This is a genomic window from Aeromonas sp. D3 (assembly GCF_027705025.1).
Lineage (GTDB): Bacteria > Pseudomonadota > Gammaproteobacteria > Enterobacterales > Aeromonadaceae > Aeromonas > Aeromonas salmonicida.
The window spans coordinates 61,264-75,593 of record NZ_JAPDBE010000011.1; the positions used below are offsets into that span (position 1 = coordinate 61,264).

At 57.1% G+C, this 14,330-nt stretch carries 14 protein-coding genes and 1 tRNA gene; 8 read left to right on the forward strand and 7 right to left on the reverse strand.

Features of this window, described 5'->3' with window-relative positions; translation table 11 throughout:
- The first annotated feature begins 48 nt into the window (after positions 1–48).
- The gene (locus OKC28_RS08970; protein WP_270688799.1) at positions 49–1,782 is read left to right on the forward strand and encodes a methyl-accepting chemotaxis protein; all 1,734 of its coding nucleotides are present in this window, start codon (positions 49–51) and stop codon (positions 1,780–1,782) included.
- Between the two features lie 603 nt (positions 1,783–2,385).
- Here the strand turns inward: OKC28_RS08970 and OKC28_RS08975 are convergent.
- From OKC28_RS08975 to OKC28_RS08985, 3 genes are all read right to left on the reverse strand, one after another.
- Positions 2,386–2,754, reverse strand: coding sequence for a CopG family transcriptional regulator (locus OKC28_RS08975; protein ID WP_270688801.1), 369 nt, complete (start codon positions 2,752–2,754; stop codon positions 2,386–2,388).
- Position 2,755: 1 nt separating this feature from the next.
- A complete protein-coding gene (locus OKC28_RS08980; protein ID WP_058395114.1) occupies positions 2,756–3,403 on the reverse strand; it encodes an AAA family ATPase in 648 nt (215 codons plus the stop codon).
- A 99-nt stretch (positions 3,404–3,502) separates the two neighbouring features.
- The gene (locus tag OKC28_RS08985; protein WP_021140778.1) at positions 3,503–3,679 is read right to left on the reverse strand and encodes a hypothetical protein; all 177 of its coding nucleotides are present in this window, start codon (positions 3,677–3,679) and stop codon (positions 3,503–3,505) included.
- Positions 3,680–3,894: 215 nt separating this feature from the next.
- Here OKC28_RS08985 and OKC28_RS08990 point away from each other — a divergent pair, with 215 nt between their 5' ends.
- The 5 genes from OKC28_RS08990 to OKC28_RS09010 all read left to right on the forward strand — a co-directional run bounded on the left by OKC28_RS08990 (position 3,895) and on the right by OKC28_RS09010 (position 9,272).
- Entirely contained in the window at positions 3,895–4,116 is a 222-nt protein-coding gene (locus OKC28_RS08990) for a hypothetical protein (protein ID WP_270688805.1), read from the forward strand.
- A gap of 310 nt (positions 4,117–4,426) precedes the next feature.
- Positions 4,427–5,647 (forward strand): arginine deiminase, encoded by a 1,221-nt coding sequence (gene arcA, locus OKC28_RS08995; RefSeq protein WP_058395113.1) that lies wholly within the window; start codon positions 4,427–4,429, stop codon positions 5,645–5,647.
- A gap of 62 nt (positions 5,648–5,709) precedes the next feature.
- Positions 5,710–6,636: a carbamate kinase gene (gene arcC / locus OKC28_RS09000; protein WP_270688808.1), complete on the forward strand. Its 927-nt coding sequence runs from the start codon at positions 5,710–5,712 to the stop codon at positions 6,634–6,636.
- 102 nt (positions 6,637–6,738) lie between these two features.
- Positions 6,739–7,743 carry an ornithine carbamoyltransferase gene (argF, locus tag OKC28_RS09005; RefSeq protein WP_021140781.1) on the forward strand — a complete coding sequence of 335 codons (1,005 nt, stop codon included), beginning with the start codon at positions 6,739–6,741 and terminating at the stop codon, positions 7,741–7,743.
- A gap of 122 nt (positions 7,744–7,865) precedes the next feature.
- Positions 7,866–9,272, forward strand: a complete 1,407-nt coding sequence (locus tag OKC28_RS09010; protein WP_005318432.1) for a YfcC family protein — start codon at positions 7,866–7,868, stop codon at positions 9,270–9,272.
- 168 nt (positions 9,273–9,440) lie between these two features.
- Here the strand turns inward: OKC28_RS09010 and OKC28_RS09015 are convergent, their stop codons facing one another.
- The 4 genes from OKC28_RS09015 to OKC28_RS09030 form a co-directional block, all read right to left on the reverse strand.
- The gene (locus tag OKC28_RS09015; RefSeq protein WP_005318434.1) at positions 9,441–9,932 is read right to left on the reverse strand and encodes an arginine repressor; all 492 of its coding nucleotides are present in this window, start codon (positions 9,930–9,932) and stop codon (positions 9,441–9,443) included.
- 201 nt (positions 9,933–10,133) lie between these two features.
- Positions 10,134–10,598 (reverse strand): aspartate carbamoyltransferase regulatory subunit, encoded by a 465-nt coding sequence (gene pyrI / locus OKC28_RS09020; protein ID WP_005318436.1) that lies wholly within the window; start codon positions 10,596–10,598, stop codon positions 10,134–10,136.
- A gap of 17 nt (positions 10,599–10,615) precedes the next feature.
- Positions 10,616–11,536: an aspartate carbamoyltransferase gene (gene pyrB, locus OKC28_RS09025; RefSeq protein WP_165484211.1), complete on the reverse strand. Its 921-nt coding sequence runs from the start codon at positions 11,534–11,536 to the stop codon at positions 10,616–10,618.
- A 274-nt stretch (positions 11,537–11,810) separates the two neighbouring features.
- A complete protein-coding gene (locus tag OKC28_RS09030) occupies positions 11,811–12,353 on the reverse strand; it encodes a hypothetical protein (protein ID WP_270688813.1) in 543 nt (180 codons plus the stop codon).
- Between the two features lie 201 nt (positions 12,354–12,554).
- Between OKC28_RS09030 and OKC28_RS09035 the strand changes: the two genes are divergently transcribed.
- A tRNA-Trp gene (locus OKC28_RS09035) sits at positions 12,555–12,631 on the forward strand.
- Positions 12,632–12,937: 306 nt separating this feature from the next.
- Positions 12,938–14,308: a phosphatidylserine decarboxylase family protein gene (locus tag OKC28_RS09040; protein WP_270688815.1), complete on the forward strand. Its 1,371-nt coding sequence runs from the start codon at positions 12,938–12,940 to the stop codon at positions 14,306–14,308.
- The last annotated feature ends 22 nt before the right edge of the window (positions 14,309–14,330 follow it).

The window sequence follows — 14,330 nt, forward strand, 5'->3', positions numbered from 1 at the left end:
TTGGCAGGGAGGGTTGGCATTGCCGGCCCTCCCTTCTGGAGGGAACCCATGCCATTCAAGGTCAAGATTTACCTCTTGCTGCTATTGGCCATTCTGGTCACCATCGGCACCGCCTGGTTCAGTGTGAATCACTTTATCAGTGGTTACATTCGAACCCAGTCCACCCAGAACATCAATGAACAGATAGCGCTCGTCAAAGAGAAGCTGGCGGGAGACATCAATCAGAAAATCCTGCTGGCGGCCAACCTCAACTTCGGTGTGACCAACGTCAAGAAGACCCTGGAAGAGACCGGATTTCACAACATCGTCAAGGTGATTGGCGACATGGCATTCGACGTAGGCGGTGTCATCAACGATGCGGCCAAGGTGGATGCCCTGCGCAAGCTGATCCCCGAAGCCAACAACCAGATCACCATCAGCCCGTTACAACAGGTGGATGGCAAGCCGGTCATTACCATACTGGTGCCGCGCGGTGCCGATTCTGCCTACCTTTATTACCTCGACATGAGCGAGTTCAAGCGTCTGTTGGAGAAAGTGAGCGGGGAAGGGCGCTACTTCTCCCTTGCTGACGGTCAGGGCAATGTGCTCTACAGCAGCAAGCCGCAGGGAGAGAGCGAGTCTCGCCCCAATCAGCTGGATATTCGTGGCAGCAGCTGGACCCTGACCGGTTATGTCGATCTCGACTATATCCGCGCCATGACCCAGGCACTCAACGGCAAGATTGTCATGGCCCTGCTGGCGGTGGCTGTACTGGTGCTGGTGCTGGCCATGCTGGCGCTCAATGTGGCCTATCGTCCCATCCTCTCGTTGCGGGATCTGGTGCTGGAGCTTTCTCGCGGCAGCGGCGACCTGACCCGCCGACTGGCGGTGACGAGCAAGGATGACCTGGGCCAGATCTCGGCCGGCATCAACCGCTTCATCGAGCGTCTGCAGGAGATGATGAGAGAGGTGCAGGGGGCGAGTGGCCAGCTCAATACCGGCATCGAAGGATTGGCCAACCAGACCGGTGCCGCTCAATCCTTGCTGGCGGATCATGTGCGCGAGACCGAACAGGTGGTGACGGCCATCAACGAGATGAGTCGCACTGCGGTTTCCGTCTCGGAGAGTGCCGCCAGCACGGCCCAGCTCACCGGCCAGAGCCAGCAGCTGGCGGATCAATCCCGTCAGGTAGTCGATCAGGCCATGGCCAGCGTGATGGCGCTGGTGGACGAGGTGGCGGCGACGGCGCGATCCATCGAAGCCATGCAGCAGGATGTGCAGCAGATTGGTTCAGTGCTTGGGGTAATTGGCAGCATTGCCGAGCAAACCAACCTGTTGGCGCTCAACGCTGCCATAGAGGCGGCTCGCGCTGGTGAACAGGGACGGGGTTTTGCTGTGGTGGCGGACGAGGTCCGCTCGCTGGCTGCCCGCACCCAGAAGAGCACGGCCGAAATCCAGACCATGCTGGCCAGCTTGCAGCGGGGCACTCAGACTGTGGTGGATGCCATGAGCAACACCAAGCAGAGTTGTCAGGGAGCTGCCGAGAACACCACCAAGGTAAACGAGTCGCTGGACTTGATGGCGGGTGAAGTGGTGGAGATCAACGATCTCATCAGCCACATTGCCACGGCGGCCGAGCAGCAGAGTGCGGTAGCGGAAGAGATCAATCGCAACATGAGTGCTATCGCAGAGGTGATCCGTCAGCTGACCAGCAACGGGGAAGAGACGGTGGCAAGCTCGGCGTCGATGCAGAAGACTTATGATCGGCTGAGAGAAATCGTGGGGCACTTCCGACTGGCGTAATAACGGTATGGTGTGGCCGAGGTAAAAAAAAGCCAAAAAAGATGGGGGCGACTTGCGTCGCCCCCGATAGTCTTATCGCTCATATCCTTGAACGAAGTTGCTCCCTGCAATCCCTGACTATACCTCTTCCTTTAGGTTTCCCCTTCCCAATCCTTTGGGGTGTCCTTTAGCCATCATGGCCTGACGAGTCATCCGTTCCCGTCGCACTTTCTCCGTCCTGGGAGGTGTCCTTTACCACATCCTGTGGTGAGTCCATTTGCCCAACCCTGGCAGCCAGTCTTCCTGACCGACTTCATTGCGTCCGTGCAGGAGTAACTATAAGGATTTCAGGAGGGACGACAACGGCAGTGTGAAAAACGTTTTTACCGATCTGGTTACGAAGGAAACCTTTATGGTTTTTTTGTTTTTAAAATCATTATGTTAATAATTTTTTGTTCAGGTTTTTCGATCCTGTCTTCCGACTATCGCGGGGTCTTTTCAGGCGCCTGGCTTACGCAGTCAATGGCGAATGTCTCACACTCTATTTAACTCGGGTTCAGGAAGTAGAGAGGGAGTCACTACAGGGGAGCAGGGGGATGAGAATGGCTGTCAATACGGTGAGATTCAGTTGTGCTCTTGCAGCCGCTCATAGATGGTTTGGCGCTCTTCCGGGCTAAGAGAGGAGAAGTAGTGGGTGAACAGGCGCAACAGCAAGGATTTGTTCATGCCGTCCTGCTGGGTCAGGTTGCCCAGCTCGTCGATGGCCGCCGTGCTCAGGGAGAAAGTTGCCTTTTTATAGCTGGGTTTCAGGTGTTCGCCACGCTCGATAAAGGCGTGCGCCGTCAGGGCTTCATCCCGATGCAGGCTCAGCTCAAGACTGACTACTTTGGGTTTGCCCTTGGCGTAGAAATCCGCATCCTCGATAAACTCGTCGATGGTGAATTTCTTCTGATGATGCAGATTGTGCTTCTTCTTCAGGTCGGCAAGGCCCATTTCACACCTCCAGCTCCAAAAACTCTTTGGCGATGGTCCGGATCTCTTCGGCCGACTTGCCATCTGGCTCGATCTCCATGACGGAGAGCCCCTTCTCTTCGCTGTCGTCATAGACGTTGCGGCTGTAGGTGATGGCGTTCAGTACATCGACCCCGAACGAGGAGCAGACCTCCTTGGCCTCCAGAATGCGTTTTACCTGGTTGGGCAGAGCAGGGCACTGGGTCAGTACAACGGCAGCCTTGAGGGTGGGATTGACCATCTTGCAGGTGGTGATGAGGTCTTCCATGTGCGGCAACGTCTTGAGGTCGCGGCGCTTGGGTCTAAGCGGGATCAGGGCATGGGTGGCCACCGCCATGGTGGAGCGCAGAGCCCGGTTATCCTGACCACCGCAGTCGACGATGACGTAGTCGTAGCGGTTCTTCAGGCTGAGCAGGTCGTTGCGAATGTTGCCGTAGAGCTGCACGCAGTTGATCTGGGGGAGATCCGGGTTGTCATTGCGCTCCTGGATCCAGTCGGAGGTAGTGCGCTGGGGGTCACAATCGACCAATAACACTTCGCCATGAAACCGGGTTCTGAGGTCGACTGCCAGATTCTGAGCCAGGCAACTCTTGCCGCTCCCACCCTTCTCACCACCGACCAGCAGGATCATGACAGTCCCCTATCCCTATGAAAAATAGCTGCCTTGAGTATAGGAGGGGGTTGATGCATGACAAGCCAGGAGGAGCCGAGCTCCTCCTGGCTTTCACACTCAGTAGTGCTGACGACCTCCGTACCACTGACATACATACTCGGGGACCAGCATCTGGGGGGCCTTGTCCACATGGCAGACCACCATGGGGATGGCGGGGGCGCCTTGCGCGCTGACCAGGGACGGTGTTACGGGCAGAACCAGGGCGGCAAGCAGAAACAGGGACTTGATCTTCATGACTATCTCCTTGGTGACAGAACAGGGCGTGATCCGGATCACTTTCTGAGTTAAGTCGAGTCGGCCTGTGACGCAAGGTTGCGAAATAAATTCAACTAATGAAAAAAGTTTGAAAAGAGGGTGTGGCAGGGTCGGTGAAAAATGCATGACCAAGATGCTGGTTTTGTGCATATCCATATAAAAGGTATGTCACTGACAGCTTGCGGCACAGGCCTGTGCTGGCGGGTCTGGCACAATGCCATGATCTGGGACAAGAAGAGGATTATTCAGTGGGCGATCCGGTTATGACTATTTATCTTGGTCTCCCTCCTTTTAAAATCAGTGAAGAATTCATTTTTTTGAATATTAAATTCAATAGATTAATGATTTCTCTTTATGTGCATGAAAAACAAGTGTTTTTGTTTTGGTTTGTTTTGCGTCATCGAGATTTAAAATGAATGAAATAAGCTGAAATATGAAATTAAAGTGTAGGAAATTGCTTATTCAATCGGTTCCGTTGAATGGGAGATTGTCAGTTCTGTTATGCTCGTCAAAGAATAAACTGTGGTTTTATTCAGTTCTGGCTGAATGTGATCAATGTCCAAGTTTGGCGTGATTTGCAGGTCTAACCTCGGTCTCGAAAGGCAAGGGCAGGATAGAACACAAGCTGAGTACCCTACATAAAGAATATCCCGCCTTAGCCACGAGCATGAATAGAAGGAATCTATTCAATCACTCGCAGGGACCACTGCTAGACGGAATATAATCATGAGCAAATTTTATGTAGGTTCTGAAGTTGGCCAATTGCGCCGCGTTATGCTGCACCGCCCCAACCTCAGTCTGAAGCGTCTGACCCCCTCCAACTGCCAGGATCTGCTGTTCGACGATGTCCTGTCCGTTGAGCGTGCCGGTCAGGAGCACGACAAATTCGCTCAGGTACTGCGCGATCAGAATGTCGAAGTTTTCCTGCTGACCAACCTGTTGGCTGAAACCCTGGATGTGCCGGAAGCCAAAACCTGGCTGTTGCAACATCAGGTCTCCGATTATCGTCTCGGCTCTTCTCTTGCCAATGACGTGCGTTGCTTCCTGGCGGACATGCCGCACCGTGAGCTGGCCCGCATCCTCTCCGGCGGCCTGACCTACTCAGAGATGCCTTACAGTGGCGTCAACATGGTCGTCGGCATGCACGCTCCGACCGATTTCATCATTGAACCTCTGCCGAACCATCTCTTTACCCGTGACACCTCCTGCTGGGTTTACGGTGGCGTCTCCATCAACCCCATGGCCAAGGCCGCCCGTCGCCGTGAAACCAACCATGTGAAGGCCATCTACCGCTGGCACCCGCAGTTCGCCGGTCAGGACTTCATCAAGTACTTCGGTGATGAGGATCATGACTATGACAACTCCACCATCGAAGGGGGAGATGTGCTGGTGATCGGTCGTGGCTCCGTGCTCATCGGCATGTCCGAGCGCACCACGCCGCAAGGGGTCGAGCACCTGGCTCGCAGCCTGTTCAAACACGGTCAGGCCAAACAGGTCATCGCCATGCAACTGCCGAAACACCGCAGCTGCATGCACCTGGATACCGTCATGACCCACATGGATATAGATACCTTCTCCGTCTATCCGGAAGTCATCCGCAAGGACGTGAACTGCTGGAGCCTGACTCCGGGCGGTGCCACCGGCATGAACATCAAGGAAGAGGGTTACTTTGTTTCCGCCATTGAAAAAGCGCTGGGCGTGGATCAGCTCAAGCTCATCACCACGGGTGGTGACAGCTTCGAAGCCGAACGCGAACAGTGGAATGATGCCAACAACGTGCTGACAGTGCGTCCTGGCGTGGTGGTGGGGTATGAGCGCAACACCTACACCAACGAGAAATATGACAAGGCCGGCATCACAGTGCTCTCCATTCCGGGTGAAGAACTGGGTCGTGGCCGCGGCGGCGCCCGCTGCATGAGCTGCCCGATGGAACGTGACGGCATCTGACAAGACGGCGTGGCGCCGGCAGAGGCTGGCGTCACACATACCAAGACTCGAGATCAACACTCATGAAAAAACCAACTGTCGTCGTCGCCCTGGGTGGCAATGCCCTGCTCCGTCGTGGCGAGCCCCTTGAAGCGGATATCCAGCGCAAAAATATCGCCACCGCTGCCAAGACCATCGCCCTGATAGCTCAGGAGTACAACGTGGTACTGGTGCACGGCAACGGCCCGCAAGTCGGCCTGCTTGCCCTGCAAAACAGCGCCTATACCAAGGTGTCTCCCTATCCCCTGGATGTGCTGGGCGCCGAGTCCCAGGGCATGATCGGCTACATGCTGATCCAGGAGCTCAAAAACCTGATGCCGAGCCGCAACGTGACCGCGCTGCTGACTCAGGTGCAGGTTGACCCCAAGGATCCGGCATTTGCCAATCCGACCAAATTTATCGGCCCCGTCTATGAGGAAGCGGAAGCTCGCGCCCTGGCTGAAGAGAAGCGCTGGGTCGTCAAGGCTGACGGCAAGTTCTTCCGCCGCGTGGTGCCGTCCCCGCTGCCCCAGCGCATCGTCGAGGGCGACGCCATCGAAACCCTGATCGCCCAGGGTCACCTCATCATCTGTACCGGTGGTGGTGGCATTCCCGTGACCTGGGATGGCAAGTGCCTGACTGGTATTGAAGCCGTCATCGACAAGGACATGTCTGCCGCCTACCTGGCCAAGCAGATCAAGGCCGACGCCCTGCTGATCCTGACCGATGCCGATGCCGTCTATCTGGATTGGGGCAAACCGACCCAGCGTCCGCTGCGAGTCACCAGCCCGGACGAGCTGGACGGGGTCAAGTTCGATGCAGGTTCCATGGGACCGAAAGTCGAAGCCTCTTGTGAATTTGTCAAAGCGACCGGCGGCATGGTCGGGATCGGCTCGCTGGAAGATGGCCTGGCCATCCTCAAGGGAGAGGCGGGTACCAATATCATCGCCACTCGCACCGTGGGTGTGTAGCCAATAGCGCACCCGAATGTGACTCGAACAAATTTGAACTGTGAATGCGTAGCCAACACTACTGCCTATTTGGTCTGAACAAATATAGAGAGAGAACTCATCATGGCTTTTAATCTGCGTAACCGTAACTTCCTGAAACTGCTGGACTTCACCCCACGCGAAATCCAATACATGATCGATCTCGCCATCGACCTGAAAAAAGCCAAATACGGTGGCTATGAGCGCAAACACCTGACCGGCAAGAACATCGCCCTGATCTTCGAGAAGACTTCCACCCGCACCCGCTGTGCGTTTGAAGTGGCGGCCTTCGACCAGGGCGCGCAAGTCTCCTACCTCGGCCCAAGCGGTTCCCAAATCGGTCACAAGGAGTCCATGAAGGACACCGCCCGTGTGCTGGGGCGCATGTATGACGGCATCGAATACCGTGGCTACGGCCAGGAGATCGTGGAAGAGCTGGGCGCTTATGCCGGTGTCCCGGTCTGGAACGGCCTGACCAACGAATTCCACCCGACCCAGATCCTGGCCGACTTCATGACCATGCTGGAGCACGGCAAGGGCAAACGTCTGGATCAAATCAAGTTCGCCTACCTGGGTGATGCCCGCAACAACATGGGCAACTCCCTGATGGTCGGTGCCGCCAAGATGGGTATGGATATCCGCCTGGTTGCCCCCAAAGCCTTCTGGCCGGAAGAGGATCTGGTTGCCAAGTGCCGCCTGATCGCCGAAGAGACAGGCGCTCGCATCACCCTGACCGAAGATGTGAAAGAGGGTGTGCTGGGCACCGATTTCCTCTACACCGACGTCTGGGTATCCATGGGTGAAGCAAAAGAAGCCTGGGATCAAAGGGTGAAACTGATGACCCCGTATCAGATCAACATGGACGTCATCAACGCCACCAAGAACCCGGATGTGAAGTTCATGCACTGCCTGCCGGCGTTCCACAACGATGAGACCACCATGGGCAAGGAAGTGGCTGACAAATATGGCATGAAAGGTCTGGAAGTGACCGAGGACGTGTTCGAATCAGAGCACAGTATCGTGTTTGACGAGGCCGAAAACCGGATGCACACCATCAAGGCAGTGATGGTTGCTACGCTGGGCGACTAAGGTCGCAGTAGTGGTGCCGGGGGGTAACCCCCGGCTTTTCGACCATGTGACGGCGGCATAATACCTCTAACCCTACAACCCGCAGCTTGCATGGATACCACACCACAGAAGGAAGCTGGACCATGACCAAATTCAAGTTCCCGTCAGCCTACACGATACTGTTTGTGTTGATCGCCTTGGTGGCCGCCCTGAGCTGGGTAGTGCCAGCCGGCAAATACGACATGATCATGAACGATGCCCTCGGCAAGGAAGTGCCGGTGGCCGGAACCTACAAGCTGGTAGAGGGGAATCCCCAGGGGATAGTCGACGTGCTGCTGGCACCCATCGATGGTCTCTACAACCATGACACTTATGAGGCCGGCGCCATTGACGTCTCCCTCTTCATCCTGATCATCGGTGGTTTTCTTGGCATTGTGACCAAGACGGGTGCCATCGATGCCGGGATCGAGCGCGTTACCGATCGGCTGCGTGGCCGTGAAGAGTGGATGATCCCGATCCTGATGGCGCTGTTCGCCGCAGGGGGCACCATCTACGGCATGGCCGAAGAGTCGCTGCCCTTCTACACCTTGCTGGTGCCCGTGATGATGGCCGCCCGCTTCGACCCGGTAGTGGCCGCAGCGACTGTATTGCTGGGTGCCGGTATCGGTACTCTGGGTTCTACCATCAACCCGTTCGCCACCGTCATTGCCGCCAACGCGGCGGGCATCTCCTTCACCGACGGCATCTGGCTGCGCGTCGCCATGCTGGTGGCCGGCTGGTTGCTGTGCGTGGCTTATGTGATGCGTTACGCCAAGATGGTGCGCAACGACCCCAGCAAATCCCTGGTGGCTGACAAGTGGGAAGAGAACCGTGCCCATTTCCTTGGCAACAAGAGCGACCAGATGCTGGAGTTCACTCTTACTCGCAAGATAGTGCTGGGTATCTTCGTCGCCGCCTTCGCCGTGATGATTTACGGTGTGGCCGTGCTCGGCTGGTGGATGGCGCAGATCTCCGGCGTCTTCCTGGCCGCCGCCATCATAGTCGGTGTCATCTCTCGCATGAGCGAAGAGGAGCTGACCACCAACTTCATCGACGGTGCCCGCGACTTGCTCGGTGTGGCCCTGATCATAGGTATCGCTCGCGGTATCGTGGTGGTGATGGACAACGGCATGATCACTCACACCATTTTGCACAGCGCAGAAGGAATAGTGACCGGTCTCTCCACAGTGGTGTTCATCAACGTCATGTTCGTGCTGGAAGTGGTGCTCTCCTTCCTGGTGCCGTCCTCATCCGGTCTGGCCGTGCTGACCATGCCTATCATGGCGCCGCTGGCCGACTTCGCCAACGTGGGTCGCGAGCTGGTGGTGACCGCTTATCAGTCTGCCTCCGGTCTGGTGAACCTGGTGACCCCGACCTCCGCCGTCGTCATGGGCGGTCTGGCCATCGCCAAGGTGCCTTATGTGCGCTGGCTGAAGTGGGTGGCGCCGCTGCTCGGTATCCTGACAGTGCTGATCGTGGTCTGCCTCAGTCTGGGCGCCGTGCTCTCATGACACCGATGACATGCAATATGAAACGGGAGCCTGCGGGCTCCCGTTTTTTCATGGCCGAGAAACAGGACAGGGAAGTCGGCGATCCTCTTACATGAGCCCGCAATCACAGGTGGGCAAGACAACAAAAAGGCGACCCCAGGGTCGCCTTGCTGCATTCAGGGGAGGAGCTCAGCGGGCCTGCTCCAGGGTGCGCACCACGGCTGCGTGGGCCTGACGGGTGCGGCTGATGTGGCGCGGGGCGACCAGCACAACATCGTTGCCGGCGACGGCGCCCATGATCTCCGGATTGGCGTTGCGATCCAGCAGGCGGGCCACTACGGTGGCGGCGCCCGGTGTGGTGTGGATCAGCACCATCTGCTGGTTGTGCACCACTTCGCGCACCATGTCGTGAATGGAGCGGGTGCTGCCGGCGGGTTCCAGCTGATCGTCCACTAGTGTGTAGACCTTCTTGCCGTTGGCATTCTGGGCCTTGGCCACGCCGAGGCGACGCAACAGACGGGAGATGGTGGACTGGCTGATGTCGGCAAAGCCGCGCATCGACAGCTCGCGGCGGATCTCTTCCTGGGTGCTGTAGCAGTGCTGGCCGATGATCTGGCGACAGGCATCCAGCTGGGCCAGATCGGGCTCTTGTTCAACGGGACGACTGAGGGTTTTGACCACGGCGATTTCCTTTGACGGTGACCGGAGGCTATCGCTCGATATCTGCCATCAATGCCTTTTTATAGCTAAAAATTCTGATGGTAAGACGTGAGGCAGGGAATCAACGATGTTTAGCCTTTATAGGATGGCAAATTATAGCTAAACGGAGAATCTGTGATGTGACAGGGGTCAAAAATGGGCCCATTGGGGCCCATTTGGCTATCAATAACGTTCGCTGACGATGTCCTGGGTGAAGGACTTCTCGCAGTATTTGCACTTCATGCGTACCACGCCCTTCACCTCGCGCACCCGGAAGTAACTGTCGACCGGCTCGTTGTGGGAGATGCAGTTGGAGTTGGGGCAGTGGAACACACCGGTAATGAACTCAGGCAGTTCCAGCTGATGCTTCTTCACCACGGCGAAGTCTTCGATGATGTTGACGGTCGCCTTGGGGGCGAACAGGGCCAGCTGGTTGGCCTGTTCCGCGGTCAGGCGGGTGTTCTCTATCTTGATGAGATCCTTTTTGCCCAGCGCGCCGGATTTGAGGTTGAAGCCGACGGTGATCCGCTCCTGAGTCTCGATCAGCTGGAACAGCTTGAGGATCTTGATGCCCTGGCCGGCGGGGACGTGGTCGATGACGGAGCCGTGACGGATGGCTTCGACTTGCAGTTGATTCTTCTCGGACATGATGTTCCCCTTTTCCCTTAGACGGTTTCGTTCAGTACCAGAGCCAGCAGTGCCTGGCGCGCGTAGACCCCGTTTTCCGCCTGCTGGAAGTAGTAGGCGTGAGGCGTCTTGTCGACCGCCACATCGATCTCGTCGACGCGGGGCAGGGGGTGCAGGATCTTCATGGTGGGTTTGGCCCCTTCCAGGGTCGCCAGCTCCAGCACGAATTTGGCGGCCATGTGCTTGTATTCGGTCTCGTCGAAGCGCTCTTTCTGCACCCGGGTCATGTAGAGGATGTCGAGCTCCGGCATCACCTCTTCCATGGTTTCGTGCACGCTGAACCGTATGCCCTTCTCTTCCAGCTCTTCGCAGATGTAGTCCGGCATCGCCAGCGCTTCCGGGGAGATGAAGAAGAAGCGGCAGTTGAACAGGCTCAGGGCCTGGGCCAGGGAGTGAACTGTGCGGCCGTATTTCAGGTCACCAACGAAGGCCACGTTGAGGCCATCGAGCTTGCCTTGTGTCTCATGGATGGAGAAGAGGTCGAGCAGGGTCTGGGTCGGATGCTGGTTGGAACCGTCACCACCGTTGATGACAGGCACGCGGGAGAACTCGGAAGCGAGACGGGCGGCACCCTCTTTCGGGTGGCGCATCACTACCGCATCCGAGTAGGAGCCGATGATCTTGATGGAGTCGGCCAGGGTCTCGCCCTTCTTGGCACTGGTGTTGCCGCCGTCGGCGAAGCCGATGATATTGCCACCCAGACGCTGGACCGCGGTCTCGAACGAGAGGCGGGTACGGGTAGACGCTTCGAAGAAGCAGCTGGCAACCAGCTTGTCTTTCAACAGGCGGGTGTCGGGCTCGGCCTTCAACCGCTGTGCGGTTGCGACCACCAGTTCCATGTCGGGCCGGGTCAGGTCCGAAATGGAGATGACATGTTTCTTATAGAGTGGATTGGTCATCGTCTGCATTCCCTTTGACATCAATGAAGGTTTTTCGGGCACAAAAAAAAGCCCCTGAAACAGGGGCCTTTTTTAAAAATAACTGGGGATCTGTGGGGCGGGAACCGGAAACAACGGGGCCGCTCTGGTGCGCACCACCCGTCTGCAAGGCTGTTTTCCGAATCAAAAACTGCATCGTCTTGTCCCGACCTTTTTCAAAACCGGACAGATTATAGGGCTGGTTTTTGAATTGTCAAAAATTTATTTCAAAGGCAGGATTTGCGCAGGAAAACGTTTAAGTGGCGTGAACGGGTCGGCAAACCCACACGCTGTGTTCTGTTTGCAGGGGTTGTTGATCTTCGGCCATGGAACGCAGATAGGCGAGTCTGTGATGTCCTTCCAGCAGGCAATAGGGTTGTGGCAGCAGCTGCCCGTCCGGGTAACGGCTATCCGGCGCCGTGGCCAGCACTATGATGGGCTCTGACCAGGTGCCTTGCGTCAGCATGTAGTCGCCGAGCCAGGAGCGGCGTACGTAGCGGTTGTGGCGCAGCATCTCGCCCCAGCGCTCGATCACCTCCATATGGCGGGAGCCGGTCTGGGCGATGATCCGCTCGGTGGGCCACTGCTCGCACTCGAACTGGTGACGGGCGAGATCGATAAAGCTCCAGTTGGATTCAAAACCGCGCCAATGACGATAAATCCACTGGGAAAGCACGCTGTGGGGAATGAAGGGGACCTGCGGGGCAACCCGGTCGAGATAGTCGGGCAGGGATTCCGTCTTGCGTTCATCCCTGAAGTTGAGCGGCGCCAGTTGTTGGAGCAATCGGTAATTGAGCATGAACAGCCTCCCGGAACCAATCTTCACCCTACCCCCATTTATGCGGCTTTCCTACCCTGACAAGGCTGTAAATACAGCAAGTTACCCAGTGATGCTGCGCAAATTAATGCAAGTTGCTCGTCATTTGTGCAATCGCATCGAAAGTGAGAAAAAAGCCTTTACCTTTGAACCCGGCTTTGTATAATTCGCCTCGTTTGTTGCAGGGGCGTAGTTCCAATTGGTAGAACAGCGGTCTCCAAAACCGATGGTTGCGGGTTCGAGTCCTGCCGCCCCTGCCATTTTCAGAAAAGCCAGCTCATTGAGCTGGCTTTTCGCATTTCTGCGTTCCCGGTTCTGTTCCCCTGGTTCCCTCTCTCTTCCCTGTGTTGCGGCCGTTTCGCGGCAGTTGTCTCGCTTCACATTCAACGCCTGCCTTGACCGCTAGTCGCTATTGCACCAATCCGCCCTGTCGTTTCTGGCAATCGTGCTTCATGGCCCCCTGTGCTACACAAGACGGGCGGTGCCATTGCGCCTTGATGGCACTCAGATAGCCAATGCTCAAGCCGTGGATTGTGGGCGTGAACATCACTTGCGGAGATAGACTCATGAACGAGGCAGTTGAAACCCGACTGAACAAGTCTCGCCCCGGCGGCTGGGTACCCCGGGACAGTGCCCATATAGCGCGCTGGATCCGGCGGATGAAGCACTATGTCGCCAACCAGCCGGGTGAGCTGGTGCCCCCCATCGCCGAGCTGCGGGATCTGGTCAATGCCGATCCCTGGTTGCACGCCCAGGCAGAAGCCATGTTCAAGGAGGCCTGGCGTCACAAGCATCTGACCCCGCTCGGCCAGGTCGAGGTGCGATCCTTCGAGGAGTTTCTGGGGCTGCTCAACGGCATCATGACCACGGCACCCGAGGCATATCAGGATATTCCGACGCACGAACCCTCCGGCCTTATCGGTTTTCCCATCAATGCCCTGCTCGACTGGCCCATGGCGACCCAATCCGGTTATCACTTCTTTGCCAACGCCCTGATCAATCAGCAGTTCAAGAAAATCCTCGATTACTGGGCGCAGTTTCTACAAAGCCCGGCCTCGCGCTATGTGCTGAATGAGCCGGTCAGCAGGCTGGATAAAGAGACTCTGGTGGTGCCCTGGCTCGGCAAGGCGGCCAAGAGCGAGATGGTCAAGGTGGCCTGCGGGGCCCTGGGGGAAGGGACAAATCCGACGCCTGGCAGCTTTGAGCAGATTTTCCAATGTGACCCGTCGGCCGAGTATCACGGTTTCAGTTGCTGGGATGACTTTTTCACCCGTACCTTCCGTCCCGATGTGCGACCCGTTTCGGCACCTGAGGATGACAACGTCATCGTCAACGCCTGCGAATCGGCGCCGCTGCAGGTGAAGAAAGGGGTGAGCCGCAGCGATCAGTTCTGGCTCAAGGGACAGCCCTATTCGCTGGACAACATGCTCGATTTCGACGATCTGGCGCCCCGCTTCGATGGCGGCACAGTCTATCAGGCCTTCCTCAGTGCGCTCAGTTATCACCGCTGGCACAGCCCGGTGAGCGGCACCATCCGCAAGGTGCGCGTGGTCAACGGCACCTACTATCTGGAGAACCAGTTCGAGGGCTTTGTCGACCCGCAGGGGGCGGACCCCAGCGCGCCCAACAACTCGCAGCCTTGCCTTACCTCGGTGGCAACCCGGGCGTTGATCTTCATCGAAGCAGACAACCCCAAAATCGGGCTGATGTGCGTGGTGCCTGTGGGCATGGCGGAGGTGTCGAGCTGCGATGTTACCGTGAGGGCGGGGGACAGGGTGAAGAAGGGGGATCCGCTCGGCATGTTCCACTTCGGCGGCTCGACCCACTGTCTGGTGTTCCGCCCCGGGGTCAAGCTGGAGTTCGAGTTTTACGGTCAAACCCCGAGCCTGGATGCAGGCAACATGAGGCTCAACACCGCCATCGCCCGAGTGAAGTAAGGGTCATTTAATGGAAACAGGC